This is a genomic window from Gammaproteobacteria bacterium (genome assembly GCA_016200485.1).
Taxonomy (GTDB): domain Bacteria; phylum Pseudomonadota; class Gammaproteobacteria; order Tenderiales; family Tenderiaceae; genus JACQEP01.
Window position 1 is genome coordinate 66,427 of the sequence record JACQEP010000006.1, and the last position, 17,791, is coordinate 84,217.

Annotated in this window: 17 protein-coding genes and 1 tRNA gene; 9 read left to right on the forward strand and 9 right to left on the reverse strand. The window is 50.8% G+C overall.

All coding sequences use genetic code 11. The annotated features are described in order from the left end of the window. Nucleotide 1 precedes the first annotated feature (1 nt). From HY272_03180 to HY272_03200, 5 genes are read left to right on the forward strand one after another with little or no spacing between them, the layout of a single operon-like run. Nucleotides 2–520: a hypothetical protein gene (locus HY272_03180; GenBank protein ID MBI3771684.1), complete on the forward strand. Its 519-nt coding sequence runs from the start codon at nucleotides 2–4 to the stop codon at nucleotides 518–520. Further along, nucleotides 517–2,322, forward strand: coding sequence for a secretin and TonB N-terminal domain-containing protein (locus HY272_03185; protein ID MBI3771685.1), 1,806 nt, complete (start codon nucleotides 517–519; stop codon nucleotides 2,320–2,322). The genes HY272_03180 and HY272_03185 overlap by 4 nt, the downstream gene beginning before the upstream one ends. Before the next feature lie 30 nt (nucleotides 2,323–2,352). Next, the gene (locus HY272_03190) at nucleotides 2,353–2,844 is read left to right on the forward strand and encodes a type II secretion system protein (protein ID MBI3771686.1); all 492 of its coding nucleotides are present in this window, start codon (nucleotides 2,353–2,355) and stop codon (nucleotides 2,842–2,844) included. A gap of 6 nt (nucleotides 2,845–2,850) precedes the next feature. Then, nucleotides 2,851–3,249 (forward strand): prepilin-type N-terminal cleavage/methylation domain-containing protein, encoded by a 399-nt coding sequence (locus tag HY272_03195; protein MBI3771687.1) that lies wholly within the window; start codon nucleotides 2,851–2,853, stop codon nucleotides 3,247–3,249. Between the two features lie 43 nt (nucleotides 3,250–3,292). Continuing rightward, nucleotides 3,293–3,784 carry a type II secretion system protein gene (locus HY272_03200; protein MBI3771688.1) on the forward strand — a complete coding sequence of 164 codons (492 nt, stop codon included), beginning with the start codon at nucleotides 3,293–3,295 and terminating at the stop codon, nucleotides 3,782–3,784. Between the two features lie 197 nt (nucleotides 3,785–3,981). On the opposite strand, the gene HY272_03205 is transcribed toward HY272_03200, so the two are convergent. The 6 genes from HY272_03205 to guaB form a co-directional block, all read right to left on the reverse strand. Beyond that, nucleotides 3,982–4,073: transfer RNA gene (locus tag HY272_03205), tRNA-Ser, on the reverse strand. 45 nt (nucleotides 4,074–4,118) lie between these two features. Next, nucleotides 4,119–4,595, reverse strand: a complete 477-nt coding sequence (tadA, locus tag HY272_03210) for a tRNA adenosine(34) deaminase TadA (GenBank protein MBI3771689.1) — start codon at nucleotides 4,593–4,595, stop codon at nucleotides 4,119–4,121. A 28-nt stretch (nucleotides 4,596–4,623) separates the two neighbouring features. Next, complete coding sequence (locus HY272_03215; GenBank protein MBI3771690.1) at nucleotides 4,624–4,848, reverse strand: type II toxin-antitoxin system HicA family toxin; 225 nt, start codon at nucleotides 4,846–4,848, stop codon at nucleotides 4,624–4,626. Further along, nucleotides 4,845–5,060 carry a type II toxin-antitoxin system HicB family antitoxin gene (locus tag HY272_03220; GenBank protein MBI3771691.1) on the reverse strand — a complete coding sequence of 72 codons (216 nt, stop codon included), beginning with the start codon at nucleotides 5,058–5,060 and terminating at the stop codon, nucleotides 4,845–4,847. The genes HY272_03215 and HY272_03220 overlap by 4 nt, the downstream gene beginning before the upstream one ends. Before the next feature lie 120 nt (nucleotides 5,061–5,180). Beyond that, on the reverse strand, nucleotides 5,181–6,752 hold the full coding sequence (gene guaA, locus HY272_03225) for a glutamine-hydrolyzing GMP synthase (protein ID MBI3771692.1): 1,572 nt from the start codon (nucleotides 6,750–6,752) through the stop codon (nucleotides 5,181–5,183). Nucleotides 6,753–6,868: 116 nt separating this feature from the next. Further along, nucleotides 6,869–8,329: an IMP dehydrogenase gene (gene guaB, locus HY272_03230; GenBank protein ID MBI3771693.1), complete on the reverse strand. Its 1,461-nt coding sequence runs from the start codon at nucleotides 8,327–8,329 to the stop codon at nucleotides 6,869–6,871. Nucleotides 8,330–8,550: 221 nt separating this feature from the next. Between guaB and HY272_03235 the strand changes: the two genes are divergently transcribed. Beyond that, nucleotides 8,551–9,933, forward strand: coding sequence for an exodeoxyribonuclease VII large subunit (locus HY272_03235; GenBank protein ID MBI3771694.1), 1,383 nt, complete (start codon nucleotides 8,551–8,553; stop codon nucleotides 9,931–9,933). Beyond that, entirely contained in the window at nucleotides 9,930–10,796 is an 867-nt protein-coding gene (locus tag HY272_03240; protein MBI3771695.1) for a peptidoglycan DD-metalloendopeptidase family protein, read from the forward strand. The genes HY272_03235 and HY272_03240 overlap by 4 nt, the downstream gene beginning before the upstream one ends. 27 nt (nucleotides 10,797–10,823) lie before the next feature. On the opposite strand, the gene HY272_03245 is transcribed toward HY272_03240, so the two are convergent. Together HY272_03245 and HY272_03250 are read right to left on the reverse strand one after the other, a co-directional pair. Next, on the reverse strand, nucleotides 10,824–11,954 hold the full coding sequence (locus HY272_03245) for a response regulator (protein MBI3771696.1): 1,131 nt from the start codon (nucleotides 11,952–11,954) through the stop codon (nucleotides 10,824–10,826). Nucleotides 11,955–12,078: 124 nt separating this feature from the next. Further along, nucleotides 12,079–15,027, reverse strand: coding sequence for a ribonucleoside reductase (locus HY272_03250; protein MBI3771697.1), 2,949 nt, complete (start codon nucleotides 15,025–15,027; stop codon nucleotides 12,079–12,081). Between the two features lie 121 nt (nucleotides 15,028–15,148). Here HY272_03250 and HY272_03255 point away from each other — a divergent pair, with 121 nt between their 5' ends. Beyond that, a complete protein-coding gene (locus HY272_03255) occupies nucleotides 15,149–15,634 on the forward strand; it encodes a DUF411 domain-containing protein (protein MBI3771698.1) in 486 nt (161 codons plus the stop codon). Between the two features lie 96 nt (nucleotides 15,635–15,730). Beyond that, the gene (locus HY272_03260; GenBank protein ID MBI3771699.1) at nucleotides 15,731–16,198 is read left to right on the forward strand and encodes a sel1 repeat family protein; all 468 of its coding nucleotides are present in this window, start codon (nucleotides 15,731–15,733) and stop codon (nucleotides 16,196–16,198) included. Nucleotides 16,199–16,376: 178 nt separating this feature from the next. Here the strand turns inward: HY272_03260 and der are convergent, their stop codons facing one another. After that, nucleotides 16,377–17,771 (reverse strand): ribosome biogenesis GTPase Der, encoded by a 1,395-nt coding sequence (gene der / locus HY272_03265; protein ID MBI3771700.1) that lies wholly within the window; start codon nucleotides 17,769–17,771, stop codon nucleotides 16,377–16,379. Nucleotides 17,772–17,791: the final 20 nt, after the last annotated feature.

The following is a 17,791-nucleotide window of genomic DNA, read 5'->3' on the forward strand; positions in this document are numbered from 1 at the left end:
CATGGCGCTAACATTGAGGTACCGCTTGATCGTTCTTGCCGCCATCGTCACTGGTGCAGGTATTGCGATGGACATGCTGCATGGTGATGACAATCTTGCAGAGGTGGTTACTCCAGTTAGCCCGCCAGACGCTCCTTTGACTGAACCGAAGATTGCCGATTCCGTGACTTTATCCATGCAGACTAAGTTGAGTGCTTTGCAGGAGAAGAAGCCCTCTTCTCAAATTGCCGATGCCTTTAAAACGCATACCTGGGCAAAACCATTGCCCCCAATTACCGCCTCGATGGGGCCACCTCCGGCACCCACGGCGCCACCGTTGCCATTAACTTATATAGGCAAACTTACCAACAAGTCTGCGACCACTATTTTTATCACTTGGCGTGACCAGAACTATGCGATCGCTCAGGGTGATGTTCTGGGGGACACCTATCGCGTCGATTCCATTGACCAGAACTCCATTACTTTTACCTATCTGCCTTTATCACAACAGCAGACGCTATTTTTGGGGGAACTTCAGTGATCTCGCGCATTACTTCTTTTATTTCAATCTTGATGCCAGCAATACTGCTGAGCGCCTGCGCCTCAAACCCGCCGCCGCAGGATATTGGCAAGTCCGTCTCCGATGTCTCAACTCGCATGTCCGAATCGGATAAGCCACAGGAGCAACAAACCGCCAGTGATCGTTTGTCGCTCTATCGCGACCGGGAGGTGTTAACTAACCGTTTGATAGAACTCGCCTCTGCTGCCCGCACAGAAAACCGACTGGATGATGCCGAGGCTTATTATAAACAAGCACTTCAGATTGATGCTGATAACTCTCGCGCCAAAGTCGGATTGACCGCAGTCACGGCAAGCAGGTCTCATCAGCTACTTATCACCCAGGCACAAAATCTTTTTCTGAATGGCGATATTGATGGGGCACGTGAACGTATCAAGCCCGTCTTGCTGGAAAATCCCAACAATAAAGATGCCACTGCCCTGCAACAGAAAATTAATGAGAATTTAAACAAATCCACATTAGACAAGAAGCTTGGTGCAACTTATAAGCAACCTATATCTCTTGAATTCAGAGACGCCAGCCTTAAATCCATTTTTGAATTAATGTCACGCATTACTGGCATTAACTTTGTGCTGGACAAGGAAATCCGGCTCGATACAAAGGTGACTATTTTCTTCAAAAATTCGGCCATCGAGGACGCCCTGCATTTACTGCTAACAACTAACCAACTGGAACAGGAAATTCTTAATGACAATACTGTATTGATCTATCCGACCTCGCCACAAAAGCTAAAGGATTACCAGGATCTGGTCATTAAAAGCTTCTTTCTTGCCAATGCCGACCCCAAGCAAATGGTGAATATGATACGGGCGATGACGAAAACTGCGGATATCTATGTTGATGAAAAACTTAATTTGCTGGTGATGCGCGACACCCCTGAGGCGATTGCGATTGCTGAGCGTTTGATCGCAACCTCGGATCTGGCTGAACCTGAGGTAATGCTGGAAATAGAGGTGCTTGAGGTTAGCACCAACAAGCTCTCCGAACTGGGTATGCGCTATCCTGATCAGGTGTCACTCAGCGTAAAAGGGAAATCAGGCGGCAGCGGAACACTCGCCATGACTGAAATTGATAATTTCTCACGGGATCTGCTCCAGGTAGCCATTCCTGACCCAGCTTTAGTTCTCAACCTACGTAAAACGGATACTAACGCCAATATTCTTGCCAGTCCGCGTATCCGGGTAAAAAATCGTGAGAAAGCTCGTATTCACATCGGGGAACGGGTTCCCGTTATTACTACCACAACTACTGCCAATGTGGGGGTGTCCGATTCTGTTAACTATCTCGATGTCGGATTAAAACTTGATGTTGAACCTAATGTATTTCTTGAAAATGAAGTCGGCATCAAAGTGGGGCTTGAGGTAAGCAATATTCTGGACACCATCACCACAAGCTCTGGCACACAGACCTATCGGCTTGGCACTCGCACTGCCGCTACTGCGCTAAGGCTTAAAGATGGCGAAACTCAGATTCTGGCTGGCTTGATTCAAGACCAAGATCGGAAATCGGCCAATAAGATTCCACTACTTGGTGATATTCCTATATTAGGTCGTTTATTTTCAAATCATAACGATAGTAAAACTAAGACTGAAATCGTACTCTTGGTGACTCCTCATATCATCCGCAATATAGAGCGGCCTGATGCCTCGGTCATTGAGTTTTATTCAGGAACAGGTTCCTCGATCGGATCAAAACCGTTATCGCTTCCTCCGAGTGGCGGTCCCGTTTCGCAAAGCACCATGCCGATAATGCCAAATCCGTAACTTAGCAGGTCACTCATTTTGATCGGTTATATGCCTCAGTTTGTTAAACCAAATCGCTCAGCCGGATTTTCTTTAATCGAGCTGATGGTCACCCTGGCAATTGTCGCCTTGCTGGCCACACTTGCCACTCCGGTGGCGCAATTAACTGTTCAACGTAGCAAGGAGCAAGAACTGCGGACCGCACTCCGAGAAATCAGAACTGCTATCGATCACTATAAAGATGCCGCCGATTCCGGCCAAATTGCTAAATCTGCCGATAGCAGCGGTTATCCCGAGACGTTAGACGACTTGGTTATGGGGATAAAAAATATCAAGGACCCCAATGGCAGGGAAATACACTTCTTGCGCCGCCTGCCGCGTGACCCGATGAACAACGATGCTGATTCGACAGCTTCAGAGACGTGGGGGCTACGCAGCTCGGACAGCCCGCCAGACGATCCCACAATGGGCAAGGATGTGTTCGACATTTATTCGACGTCGCTTGGCACCGGCCTCAACGGCATTGCGTATCGTGACTGGTGATCATTAATGTCTAGACTTTCTTTATCCATTAGAAAAAACGACTCCGGTTTTACGCTGATTGAACTGTTGGTAGTCATGACTATTATCGCCACATTATTAAGTATCGCGTTACCACGCTATTTCAATAGCCTGGATAATGCGAAGGAAGTGACACTCAAGCAAGATCTTGCCCAGATGCGAGATGCCATCGATAAATTTTACAGCGATACTGGAAAGTATCCGCAAACCCTGGACGAGCTTGTTGAGAAAAAATATCTTCGCGCCATCCCACCTGATCCCATTACCGAAACCATAGACTCGTGGTTAACCGCCGCGCCCGAAGACTCGACAATGGATGAGGTGTTCAATGTCAGTAGTGGTGCCGAAGGTACTGCACGAGACGGTACACTCTATTCGGAGTGGTGATCGTTTGACTGCGAAGCCTCACCGTAAGACTTTATTCAAGCGCATGCCACTAGGAGGCCGACACGCGGGCTTGAAGCGATTGGGTGGATTCACATACCTCGGTATTCTGTTTGCGATTGCGATCATGGGCGTTGGGCTGGCTGCAGTTGGTACAGTCTGGCATACTGTGCAACAACGAGAGAAAGAAAAAGAATTGTTATTTATCGGTGATCAATTTACCCGCGCCATCAAGCAGTATTACAACACCTCTCCTGGCGCCAAAGATTTTCCGCGCAAGCTGGAAGACTTACTCACTGACAACAGGCGCTACAACCCTACACGTCATCTCAGGAAGATGTACCACGATCCTATGACCGGTAACAGTACATGGGGAGTTGTGCAACTGCCCAATGGCGGGATTATCGGTGTTTACAGCCTCTCCAATACCTCCCCGCTCAAAACCCATGGCTTTGATAAACGGCACGCCAGTTTTGAGGGGAAAACTCAATATTCCGACTGGAAGTTCGTCGTTAATCCGCAAACGGTTAATCAATAATCAGCCCCTGGCATAACCACGATCAGGGATTACGGGGCACAGCCCCTCGCCCTGCGGGCCGCTGTCGCTTCGCTCCAGCGTTCTGCACTCGCGCTTATGCGCTCGCTTGTCGAACCACTGTTCTAACCGAGGGTTCGAATCCTTGAGCACAAATCAAAAGTTAGCATCTGGAGATACAACAACGATAAAAGTATATTTGGCGGAGAGGGAGGGATTCGAACCCTCGGTTCCCACTAAAGGGAACACTTGATTTCGAGTCAAGCCCGTTCGGCCACTTTGGTACCTCTCCGGAGGGCGATATGCTACCTGTTTCGGGCCATTTGCCCAAGCGCTTTTAGCGCCGCGCGCGGAAAAATTCCGTGAGCAGAGCGCCACACTCCTCTGCCATTACCCCGCCCTGAATTTCGATCCTGTGGTTATGGCGTTTGTTGCCAAGGATATCGAAAACACTGCCTGCGGCGCCTGTCTTTGGATCTGAGGCGCCGTAGACCACGCGCCTGACTCGGGCATGAACCAGGGCACCGGCGCACATGACACAAGGCTCAAGCGTAACATAGAGCGTGGTATTGGGCAGACGGTAGTTGTTGAGGATTTCTGCAGCCGCGCGCAGGGCGACGATTTCGGCGTGGGCTGTGGGATCGTGGCGAAGAATAGGCTGATTCCAACCCTCGGCGATCAAGACATTATCTTGTACCACGACGGCGCCAACCGGCACTTCACCTTCGAGTGCAGCACGCCGTGCCAATTGCAATGCTTGGCGCATCCAGAAAAGATCGTTTTCGAGTTGTGGGTTGCGGGATTCGAGTATCATGGGATAAGGAAAACACGTTGCGGAAGATCTAAAGTATCCGCTGAAGATCTTCCCTGCTTAATTCACAATCACGAAGAATCTTAATGAGCAAACCAGGCCCTATTGTTTCACCTGCATGCACGGGTACAACTGTTGCTCGTCCACTCGGGTGACGAAGAAAGTGATGACTACCCTTCACACGAACAACCTCAAACCCACTTTTTGAGAGTGCCATCACAAGCTGTTTACCAGTTAGACTGGGGAGTTTTGTCATGCCGCAACCGTGATGCGTTGAACACCAACAAAATCAAGGCTCGCCGATTCATCGCCTTCCAATTCCAGATAGAGCTCAATGGCTTCCTTGATACGCTCCATAAGCTCATCCAGCGACTTTGCCTGAGTATGGCAGCCTGGAAGCGTGGGCACCGATGCAACATAAAAACCATCACTATCGCGCTCGATCACAACGTCAAATTGCCTATCCATCGATTTGGCTCCTATGTAGTTATACCTAACGTAATCATCATGCCTCTGATGCATTTTCACGTCAATGAAATAGCACCTGACTCCTTCCCCGTCATGAGGAGAGGATATAACCATCCTGCACTATTCCCACTCAATCGTGCCCGGCGGCTTGCCGGTGACATCGTAGACCACACGCGAGACGCCTTTGATCTCGTTAACGATACGACGCGAAACGTGATCCAGAAAATCATACGGCAAATGCGCCCAGCGCGCCGTCATGAAGTCGATAGTTTCAACAGCGCGCAGCGCGACGACATATTCATAACGACGACCGTCACCGGTGACGCCGACTGATTTTACTGGCAGGAAGACGGCAAAGGCTTGGCTGACCTTGTCGTATAAATCATGTTTGCGCAGCTCTTCAATAAAGATGTAATCCGCAAGCCGCAAGGTATCGGCGTAATCTTTTTTCACTTCACCAAGGATACGTACACCTAGACCAGGCCCCGGGAACGGATGGCGATAGACCATGTCATAAGGCAGGCCGAGCTCGACACCGATCTTGCGCACTTCATCTTTAAATAATTCGCGCAGCGGTTCGAGCAATTTCAGATTCATGTGCTCTGGCAGGCCGCCGACGTTGTGATGCGACTTGATCACATGCGCTTTGCCAGTCTTGGAACCCGCGGATTCGATGACATCAGGATAAATGGTGCCCTGCGCCAGCCACTTGGCATTTTGGAGTTTAGTAGATTCTTCATCGAAAATTTCGACAAACAGATTGCCGATGATCTTGCGCTTGGCTTCAGGATCGGCCACGCCTTTGAGACGATCGAAATACCGCTGCTCGGCATTGACGCGGATCACGCGCACGCCCATGTGCTGGGCGAAGGTCGTCATTACCTGATCACCTTCTTTATGCCGTAGCAATCCGGTATCGACGAAAACACAGGTCAATTGATCGCCAATCGCACGATGCAACAATGCAGCAACCACAGAAGAATCAACGCCACCGGACAAACCCAGAATCACTTCATCCTTGCCGACTTGCGCCTGCACATGTTTGATCGCATCTTCAATAATGTTGCCGGGCGTCCAGTCAGCACCACAGCCGCAAATCTCATGAATAAAGCGTTCAAGGATACGCTTACCCTGACGCGTATGCGTGACTTCCGGATGGAACTGTACGCCATAGAAATGACGTGCTTCATCGGCCATGCCGGCAATCGGCGCAGCATCGGTAGAGGCCATTAATTTAAAACCTGCTGGCAGATCGACCACGCGATCGCCATGGCTCATCCACACATCCAATATGCCGTAGCCTTCGGGAGTGGTGTGATCTTCGATGTCTTTAAGCAATTGAGTATGACCACGGGCGCGCACTTGCGCATAGCCATATTCATGATGGGCAGCGCTTTCGACCTTACCGCCCAATTGCGCGGCCATGGTCTGCATGCCATAACAAATGCCCAACACCGGCACGCCGAGTTTGAACACAACATCCGGTGCCCGCGGGCCAACGTTTTCCGTGACTGACTCAGGACCACCGGAAAGAATAATGCCCTTGGGTGCAAAATCACGAATCGCCTGTTCGTTCATGTCCCACGGATGCAACTCGGAATAGACGCCGGCTTCGCGTATACGGCGCGCAATCAATTGCGTGTACTGGGAACCAAAATCGAGGATAAGGATGCGGTCGGAATGGATGTTCATGTGTCGTAAGGGATGTCTTATTGAGTCGCCTACGGCGACGGCTTGGTGGGTTACGCCGCCGCGCGGCTAACCCACCCTACATTTAATTCTTGGCGGGTAACCGCACCCGTCATACATTAATCAATGCGATAATTCGGTGCTTCGCGGGTGATCGTCACGTCATGGACATGACTCTCACGCATGCCGGCATTGGTCACGCGCACGAACTGCGGCTTGGTGCGCATTTCGTCGATATTGTGACAACCGGTGTAACCCATGCTGGCGCGAACGCCGCCCATCAATTGATGAACGATCGCCAGGATGCTGCCTTTGTACGGCACGCGACCTTCGATACCTTCCGGCACCAGTTTTTCAACTTCATCGGTGCTTTCCTGGAAGTAACGATCACTGGAGCCCTGCTGCATGGCGCCCAAAGAGCCCATGCCACGATAAGCCTTGTAAGTACGCCCCTGGAACAATTCAACCTCGCCCGGCGCTTCTTCAGTACCGGCGAACATGCCGCCGATCATCACGCTGTAGGCACCGGCCGCGATGGCCTTGGCGACGTCACCCGAATAACGAATACCGCCATCGGCAATCAATGGTACGCCTTGCTTGGCAAGCGCCTTGGCAACATTCGATACGGCACAGATTTGTGGTACACCGACACCACTGACAATACGTGTGGTGCAAATCGAACCGGGACCAATTCCAACTTTAACAGCATCGGCACCGGCATCGACCAGCGCCAGCGCGGCCTCGGCGGTAGCAATATTGCCGCCAATGACTTGCACTTCAGGAAAATGTTTTTTGACCCAACGCACACGATCAATCACACCTTGCGAATGACCATGCGCGGTATCGACCACAACGACATCCACTCCAGCAGCAACTAACGCGGCAACGCGCTCATCGGTACCGGCACCTGTACCCACCGCTGCACCCACACGCAAACGGCCGTAACTGTCTTTACAGGCATTCGGTTTGTCTTTGGCTTTCTGAATGTCTTTAACCGTGATCAAGCCGCGCAGGTGGAAACTGTCATTCACCACCAGCAGTTTTTCGATGCGATGTTGATGTAGCAATGCCATCACTTGTTCGCGTGAAGCCCCTTCTTTAACAGTGATTAGACGTTCTTTTGGTGTCATCACCGCGGTAACGGGGGCATCAAAACGGGTTTCAAAACGCAAATCGCGATTGGTGACAATGCCAACCAATTCTTCGCCATCCACCACCGGCACGCCGGAGATATTGGCAGAACGAGTGAGTTTGAGCAGATCGCGGATGCTGGTATTGGGAGCAACGGTGATCGGGTCTTTGATCACGCCGCTTTCGTATTTTTTGACCGCACGGACTTCTTCGGCCTGTTCGTCGGCCGTCATGTTTTTGTGGACGATACCGATGCCGCCTTCCTGGGCCAGCGCAATCGCCAGCCGCGACTCGGTCACGGTATCCATCGCCGCCGAGACCAGGGGCAGGTTCAGCTTGATCTCACGGGTGAGCCTGGTGGCCAGACTGACCTGCTTCGGCAGCACCGTCGAATGGGCCGGTACCAGCAAAACGTCATCAAAGGTGAGGGCTTCTTCCACGATCCGCATATATATAGTGTATCCCGCGGTTAAAAATTGATCGATTATACGGGGCGCACAAAACTTTGGCAAAGGATGGGCCATCCCATACTCTCCCCGACAGCAAACAAATAGAAAATAATTACATTATAATCATATAGTTATATCATATAAAACGCATGTGCACCACGCCGAATTTTTGATGCAATCTCCTCATAGACGCCACTGTCAGCCCCCAGTAACATAACCGCATGTCTGAATTCGAATCTTCCCCCGTATTTTCCGGCGCCATCCCCGAACGCGACATCTTCACCATCTCGCGCCTGGTGCGTGAGGCCAAGGCCGTGCTGGAAGGCAGCTTCCCTCTGCTCTGGATCGAGGGAGAAATCTCCAACCTGGCCCGCCCTTCCTCCGGTCACTTCTACTTCTCACTCAAAGACGAAGCCGCCCAGGTACGTTGCGCCATGTTCCGGATGCGCAACATGCATCTGGGATTTACCCCCGAGAACGGCCGCCAGATCCTGGTTCGGGCACGGGTGTCGCTGTATGAGGCGCGCGGTGAATTTCAACTTATCGTCGAGCACATGGAAGAAGCGGGCCACGGCGCTTTGCAACGCACCTTTGAACAACTCAAGCAAAAGCTTAGCGCCGAAGGCTTATTTGACACCGCCCATAAAAAACCTATCCCCACGCTCCCGCGCCGAATTGGCGTCATCACCTCACCGACCGGTGCTGCAATCCGCGATATTTTGAGTGTGCTTGGTCGCCGTTTCCCGGCGGTACCGGTGCTGATTTATCCAGTGCCAGTGCAAGGTGCGGGCGCTGGTGCTGAAATCGCGGCTGCGATTCGTCTTGCGTCACAGCGTAAAGATTGTGATGTACTGATTCTGAGTCGCGGTGGTGGTTCGCTGGAAGATTTATGGGCATTTAATGAAGAAGTGGTAGCACGTGCAATTTATGCTTGTGATATTCCCTTGGTCAGCGGTGTTGGCCATGAGATTGATTTCACCATTGCCGATTTTGTCGCCGATCGACGCGCGCCGACGCCTTCGGCCGCTGCAGAACTGGTCGTCCCCGATCAACAAGCGTGGCTGAAGTCACTGCTGGCGCAAGATATGCGGTTGAGTCAGTTGCTGCGCCGTCATTTGATCGAACAACGGCAAAGCCTGACCTGGCTCAGCAAGCGATTACAGCAATGCCATCCGGGTCAACAATTGCGGACTCAGGCACAATGTCTTGATGAACTCGAACAACGATTACAGAAATCACTACATCTACAGTTGCGGCATCGCGCCAGTCAGTTACAGACTTTGAACGCCAAATTACAGCAACATGTTCCACTTAATCGCCTGAATCAACTGCGCACGCTGAACGATCAACTGCAAACTCGCCTGCATAGCGCCTGGCGCGGAAAACTGAATTCACGCAAACAACAACTGGCGGGATTATCGCGGGCACTGGAGAGTGTAAGCCCCCTGGCGACCTTGCATCGCGGCTATGCCATCGTCGAACACCTACCGGATCAAGCGATTATCCGCCGTGCCGATGACGTTAAAGAAGGTGATAAAATCCGCACCCGCCTCAGCACGGGACACTTACTTTGCACTATCGACAAAATTGGAACCGATTCATGAAGTCATCCGTAATTTTTCTTGTTTTTTCGCTAATTAGCAGCGTGGTCTTTGCAATGGACTTGCCGCAACAAGCCAATGTTCCGGGTGGGGTTGTACTGATCCCTGTAGGCGACACACATTCACTCGCCCCTGTCGCGCATTACAACAATAGTCGGGTGATGGTGGTTCGCGGCGAAAAGGAATGGCTGGCGATGGTCGGCATTCCGCTATCGGCAAAACCCGGCAAACAAACGCTGGAAATTAAGAATGGTGACACCCAGCCGTTGCATAAAGATTTTGACATCGTCGACAAAAAATATGTCACTCAACGACTGACTATCAAGGATCAACGCAAGGTTACTCCGAGCGAAGAGGACATGGTGCGCATCGATAAAGAAAAAATCGAGATCAGTCAGGCGCTGGCTTTATGGAATGAACAGTTGCTTGCCGATAACCTGAACTTCTCGCTACCCGCACAAGGGAAACTCAGCAGTTCTTTTGGAATGCGTCGCATCTTTAATGGCGAGGCGCGCAATCCCCATAGCGGCCTTGATATTTCGGCCCCGGAAGGCACACCCATAGTCGCCCCTGCCGATGGTAAAGTTATTCGTACGGGGGATTATTTCTTTAACGGTAACAGCATATTCATCGATCACGGCCAGGGCTTGGTGACCATGTTTGGTCACATGGCAACCATCACGGTGCATGACGGGCAAACCGTCAAACGTGGCGAGCAAATCGGCACTGTCGGCATGACCGGCCGTGCCACCGGCCCACATTTGCATTGGGGCGTGAGCCTTAACGATGCGCGGGTTGATCCGAGCCTGTTTTTGCGAGACATGGGGATTTCTGAAGCAACGACATCTACCGACAAAGAGAAGTAGGGGCACGGCGCACCGTGCCCCTACGGCCTAACCCTCACCAGTTAAAATTTCATCCAACTGTTCACGCACATGATCAAACTTAATGTACATTTCGGCACTGCGCTTAAAGACATCGTTCATACGATCACGGCTCCTGCCTGCCATCGTACGAATCAAATCTTCTTGCTGATTAGTAAGCCCCAAATCCATCATTGCTTCATCCAATTCATCCATCATCTGGTTCACTACCTCAAGATTGGCCTGCTGGATGCCGGCAAAGGATTTATCAATATCTTCCATCAAATTGACCACCGCCGAAACAATGCGTTTCTTCTGTTCTGCCGCATTCTCATAAAGCAGAAACCTGACCCGCGACTCAATGGCATTACACAACGTCCCGATCGTATCTTTCAAAATGCCGTAACGGACTTGATCCTCAAGCGGCATATTTTTGATCAGAATGGAAAAATCCTGGTAATTAATAATTGTGCGCGCACCAAAATCAAAAAACCTTCCCTTCACACGAGAGAGCTCAATCACACTTGATTCAAGAGGCGACACCGCCCCTTGATCACCGAAATTAATCAACCCGTCACGTGAAATAATTTGCAACGTCGTACGCAGCCCATGCCCAGAGGTGAACTCGAAAAGTTGCTGCGATATCTGCTCAAAATCTTTTGCGACAAGCGTGTTCTTGTAAAATTCAAGAACCTGTCCTAAATCACTGGAATAACTCATCGCCTGCATTGCGACTTGACGCGACTCGCTTATCTCTTGACGCAATGCAATATTTTTATTACGCAATTCCAGCAGCATATGCACCTTGAGCCCAAGCTCTTCTGGTGCTACTGGCTTACCGATGTAATCGTCCGCACCTACACCATAGCCTTTTATCTTTTCATTCAAATCGGTCAGCTGTGACACAAACAACAGAGGGATAACACCGGTATCAACGTCTTCTTTTAAAGCACGGCAGAAATCATAGCCCCCCATTACCGGCATCATGACATCCGACACAATCACACCGATTCGTGAAGGCTCTCTGGCTACCAATGCCAGCCCTTCCTGCCCATTGGTCGCCGTTAACACTTCATATCCTTGATGCCGCAAATACGCCGCATGCATTGCCACCAAATCTGAGTCATCATCTACCACCAGAATAGCCAATTGATCAGTCATTGTTTAGCAACCAAATTTAATGATTTTCACAGGGTAATTACGCTCTTTTGCCACAAATTGTGTATTTCTTATACGATATTAATATCGACAGAGATACTTGTGCCTTGAATGGTTGGTAATAAAATTAGTCTGCCTCTCGCTCCATATTGCAACAATGACTACTTTGATCACCACTGCCCTCCTCCAGCAACACTGAACCCGTCACCGGATTACTACGGAAGGTGGTACAGCCCTTCAAACCCAGCTTGAAGGCCTGAAGGTATAAATCGCGGAACGCGGAAAACTCATAGGTTTCAGGTACGGTAATTGTCTTTGAAATGGCATTATCGACATACGGCTGCAAAGCGGCCTGCATCGCCAGATGCGCCTGCGGTGCCAGCTGCGCAGCGGTGACAAAATAATCGGGTAATGCTTGTTGGGGATACAGCGCCCGCCAACGACGATGGGCATCGTCTTCGATGCTGAATGTCTGATAACACCCATTATCCACCAAAATGCGGCGCTGATAATGAAAGGCATGCACTGGCTCCAATCCCGACGAGACATTATTGGCCAGCAGACTGATTGTGCCCGTCGGCGCAATCGCCGTTAAATGACTGTTGCGTATTCCCTGACGGGCGATGGCCTCGCGCAAATCCAATGGCAAAGTGCGTACAAATTCACCTTGTAAATACGCTTCCCGCTCAAAAAATGGAAACGGTCCTTTTTCACCTGCTAATGCAATCGAGGCACGATAGGCGCTGTGACAAATGGTTTTCATCACACTGCCTGCGATTGCACGCGCCTTGTCACTGTCATAATGCAAGCCGAGCATGATCAGCGTATCGGCCAATCCGGTAATGCCCAAGCCAATGCGGCGGCTGCCTTGCGCCTGAGCCCGCTGTTCCGGCAGCGGAAACTGCGAGACATCAATGACATTATCCAGGAACCGCACGGCCTGAGCGGCACACTCAGCAACAGCATCCAGATCAATGCGGACCTGTGCAGTAAATGGCGCATCTACAAAACGCGTTAAATTGATCGCACCCAGATCACAGGCGCCATAGGGTGGCAACGGAATTTCGCCGCAATTGTGGACATAAAATCCATTAGCATCAAAAGCATTAATTCCTGGAATCTGCACATCGTAAACTGATTCCATGCCAACAGGATTAATAGAAATAACTTCAGCATAAAATCTCGGCCGATTTGGCTTACGCTTATATCCGGCCAATGATGATTCAAGCCGACTATGCTTCTGGATATCTCCAAAACCAATCAGATCGCGAAAACGGAACAAATTATCACCGGCAATTACGATTTCATGGTTAGCCTTGCACGGATATAGCCGTGAACCACCCCTTCCATCAGGCATGAGTCGATCCATGGATGGTCGACGCTCACGATAAATGATGCTGACAATTCCCAGCCTAAGCAACATACGTTGAACTGACTCCAACATCTGACTATCACTTTGAGCCAACCGGACACTGACGCCTTTTTGTTGCGTGCCTTGAATAGAGCCATCAGTATCGAATAATCCTCGCAATAACCCCCGATAAAAATCACTAGAACACCGCTCTATAGCCGGCGTTATTCGTTTATTACGAGGTACAACTCCAAGCTCCTTGGCAATTTTCGTTAAATGGGCTAATTTCAAAAAATGATACCCACTAGTGCTAATACGCCACCCAATAAAATCACTTCGATGCGGCATACGAAAAACAATATTTTCTACTAGGCCCATGACTGCAAGCACACCTGACTGCTTTGAATCATCCCCTATTGCGATCTTTCCCGGCCAAACTCGCAACTCAGCTGCATCTTCAGAAAAAGTGCCATCCCCCAGTAGCAATCCGAGAAGATATCCTTCATCTTCACCATAAGCACCTGCCCATTGACCATGATTACGATGGTCATGTAGTAAAACCTTGTCTCCTGGCTTAAGCTCCTCAACCCGAACCCACGAAGTCTCCATCGTCCAGCGCGTCAAGTATCCAATTCGGCGAACCGGGTGATTCGACGTCAAATGCAAAAAATGCCCTTCTTGTGTTTTCAACTCATATATTTGACGATCCCCTGTTTGGAAAAATCCTTGTGGAGCCGATGCATATGCTTGACCATCCACCAGGGCATGAAAAGGTTTGCCTATCAATTCACGTACCTGACGCGGCCCATCTACAGTCTGAACCCACGTGTCGACAGTGACGCAAGGATTGGTCGCCGCAATCCGTTCGCGGTAACTGAGCGTATTAAGACGATTGATGCGATCGATAAATAACACGCCGGGCTCGGCATAATCATAGGTGGCATGCATCAGTTTGTCCCACAGTACTCGCGCCGGCACACGGCGATAGACACGACAAGACACTTCACCTTTCCGCCCGGGCCAAGTACGCTTCACTATCTCAGTATTAGCCTCTGCCTTGTCATCCGCCAATAGTGGAAACATCAATGGCCAGTCTGCATCACGCTCCACTGCAGCCATGAAGTCATCGCTGACCAATACCGACAAATTAAAATGCCGCAATTCACGGGGATCGTGTTTAGCGGTGATGAAGGTTTCGATATCCGGATGATCGCAGCGCAATGTCGCCATCATCGCCCCGCGGCGCGCGCCGGTGGAAAGGATAGTGGCGCACATGCTGTCCCAAATCCGCATGAATGAGACCGGGCCCGAGGCGATGGTACCGACACGATGCGCCTGCACACCTTGCGGCCGGAGACTGGAGAAATCGTAGCCCACACCACCACCTTGCTGCATGGTGATGGCACCCTGCTTGAGGGCATCGAAAATCCCGTCGATGGAATCGTCGATTTCACCCATCACAAAACAATTGAACAAGGTCACCTGATGGCCGGAGCCTGCCCCAGCCAAAATCCGCCCCCCGGGCAGAAAGCGAAACCCGTCGAGCAAGTGGCGAAAGCGCTCCTGATACTGGCTTTGTTGCCCACTTTCCAGCCGCGCCAGCGCAGAGGCTACCCGCTGCCATGTGGCCTGGATATCCTGGTCCCTGGGCATATCGCCATCCACCAAGCGATATTTGGTCTCCCAGATATAGCGTGAGATCGGGGTAAGGTCGTTCTCAGTCATGGACTTAGCTTAGCACTCCGGCGCGATTTAGATAATAGCGGGGCATTATCCCTCCCAAAATGCAGATAAAAAATGCGAAAATACACTTACTCTGACTTTTTTAAAGTATGACGGACCCACTATGCTATTTAAGTTTCTGGGCATCACTCTGATTCCTCTTTTGCTACTGACCGGCCATGCCTCTGCCGCGAGCGTCTGGGACAAGGCGCAAGAGAACTACGATGGACCGCTCGATATTACAGTCCATCGCAGTCCAGCGTGTGGTTGCTGCAAAGATTGGATTGCGCACTTGAAAAAGCACGGTTTCAAGGTCACTGACATTGAAACCAATGACGTCGATGCCGTGAAAACAAAATATCAACTTCCCTCTCAGGTCGCCTCTTGCCACACGGCAATGATCAGCGGCTATTTAATTGAAGGCCACGTCCCCGCCGACGACATCAAACGATTACTGAAACAAAAACCACATGTGCGCGGACTTGCCGTACCACAGATGCCGAAGGGCGCGCCGGGCATGGAGATGGGCCATCAAAAAGATCCCTTCATCGTCTTTTCATTCGATACACAGGGCAACACAACACCGTTCAACCAATACTGGGCCTACTAAGCATTTATGAAACTAAAATCACTGTGTTTAATATTGGCGTTGTTACCAATAGCAGGTTGCGATTCTCAGAAAGAATCCAAATATGATCCCCCAATCATGGACTTGCCAGGCTCGGAAGCTTATCAAAAGGCCCTGGATTTCATGATCGACAAAAATTACCTTGAAGCGTTGCCGCCACTGGAAGATGCCGCCCTACAAAACAACTCCGAGGCCCAATACCAACTCGGCTTGCTTTACGCGCGTGGCGATGGTGTCGCGCAAAACTTTCCTGCGGCACATGAATGGTTGTTACGTGCGGCCATGCAAGGACACCCGAAGGCGCAATATTACCTCGGCCACATGTATTCACAAGGCGATGGCGTTGAGAAGAATCTTCAGGAAGGCTTTGTCTGGTTCTGGCTCGCTGCCTCATACGGCGACAGGGGTTCGAAATATTATATGAAGGTATTAATGCAAAAACTCAGCGCCGAAGAATACAACAACGCTGAAAAGCGCGTGCATGCGCTCTGGAAACAAATGCCGCATGATAAATTTATGGCGCCGGAGAAGGCGCCAATGCATTAAGAAATGCCACTGAAAGATGCTTTATTGTTCCTCCTCCCTCCGAGAACATGAGGAGAACATTCATATAAGGGCGGGTTTAAACCAGCCCCTACTTTGCCCCTTCTCTGCCCTCTCCCTGAGGGCAGAGAAGGATTTCGTAAAGGATCTCCGGCTTGCACACAGCAACCCTCTAACACTACTATTTATTCTTTTTCTTAATAAATTTCTTGAGACGCCTTTTCTTGGCTTTTTGCCGATCAGTGAGCACGTTCTTACGACCTGCAAAAGGATTGGTGCCGCCCTTAAACTCAATCCGTAACGGTGTACCGTAAAGTTTGAACACCTTACGGTAGATATTCATCAAGTAACGACGATAGGCATCCGGGACGTCTTCCGTCTGATTACCATGAATGATAATCGTCGGCGGATTTTTTCCGCCTTGATGGGCATAGCGCAACTTGATACGGCGACCTTTCACCAATGGTGGTTGATGCTGGGTGATGGCATCTTCCAGCACACGGGTAAGTTGTGGTGTGGGCAAATCTTTAGTGGCTGCCTCATAAGCGATGTCCACCGATTCCAGCAAATGTCCCACCCCACTGCCGTGCAGGGCGGAGATAAAGTGCGTCTCGGCAAAATCGAGAAACGGCAGGCGCCGCTCCAGTTCTGACTTGAAGCGCTCCTTCACATCGTGGCTCAGGCCATCCCATTTATTGGCGGCGATGACTAATGCACGACCGCTATCGAGCACATACCCTGACAAGGTCGCGTCCTGATCGGACAACCCCTCGTGCGCATCCAGCACCAGCACCACGACATTCGCTTCTTCGATGGCTTGCATGGTTTTGATGATACTGAATTTTTCAATCATTTCGGAAACACGGCTCTTCCGTCGCACACCTGCGGTGTCAATCAGGGTATAACGCTTACCTTCGTGCTCGAATGGGATGAAAATACTGTCGCGCGTGGTGCCGGGCTGGTCAAACGCAAGCACGCGTTCTTCGCCCAGCAGCCGATTGACCAGCGTGGATTTGCCGACGTTCGGGCGACCGATAATGGCTACCTTGGTGCCCGCCATATCAGCAGCATCGGTTTCATCAGTGTCAGGAAATGACGCCAGCACCTCATCGATCATTGTATTCACGCCACGACCATGCGTGGCGGTAATCGCAAACACATTGGCGAACCCAAGTTCCTGGAATTCGGCCTGCGCCATCTCGGCATCGACGGTATCGCTCTTGTTGACGACGACATAAATGGGTTTGTTGCAGGCACGCAGTTGCTTGGAGATAGTTCTGTCGCCAGCCGTCAAACCATCACGGCCATCCACCACAAACAACACCGCTGCTGATTCATTGATCGCTTGAAACACCTGCCCGGCCATCTTTTGATCCAGGTCTTCACTTTCACCGCTCAAGCCGCCGGTATCGACGACAATATAGGGCTTATCGCCAAGTCGGCCAACACCATAATTACGGTCACGGGTTAACCCGGGCTGATCGGCAACGATCGCCGCCCGCGTCTTGGTCAAGCGATTAAATAGCGTCGATTTGCCGACATTGGGCCGCCCGACAAGGGCGATTACGGGTTTCATGATTGATTACCTATCTAGCC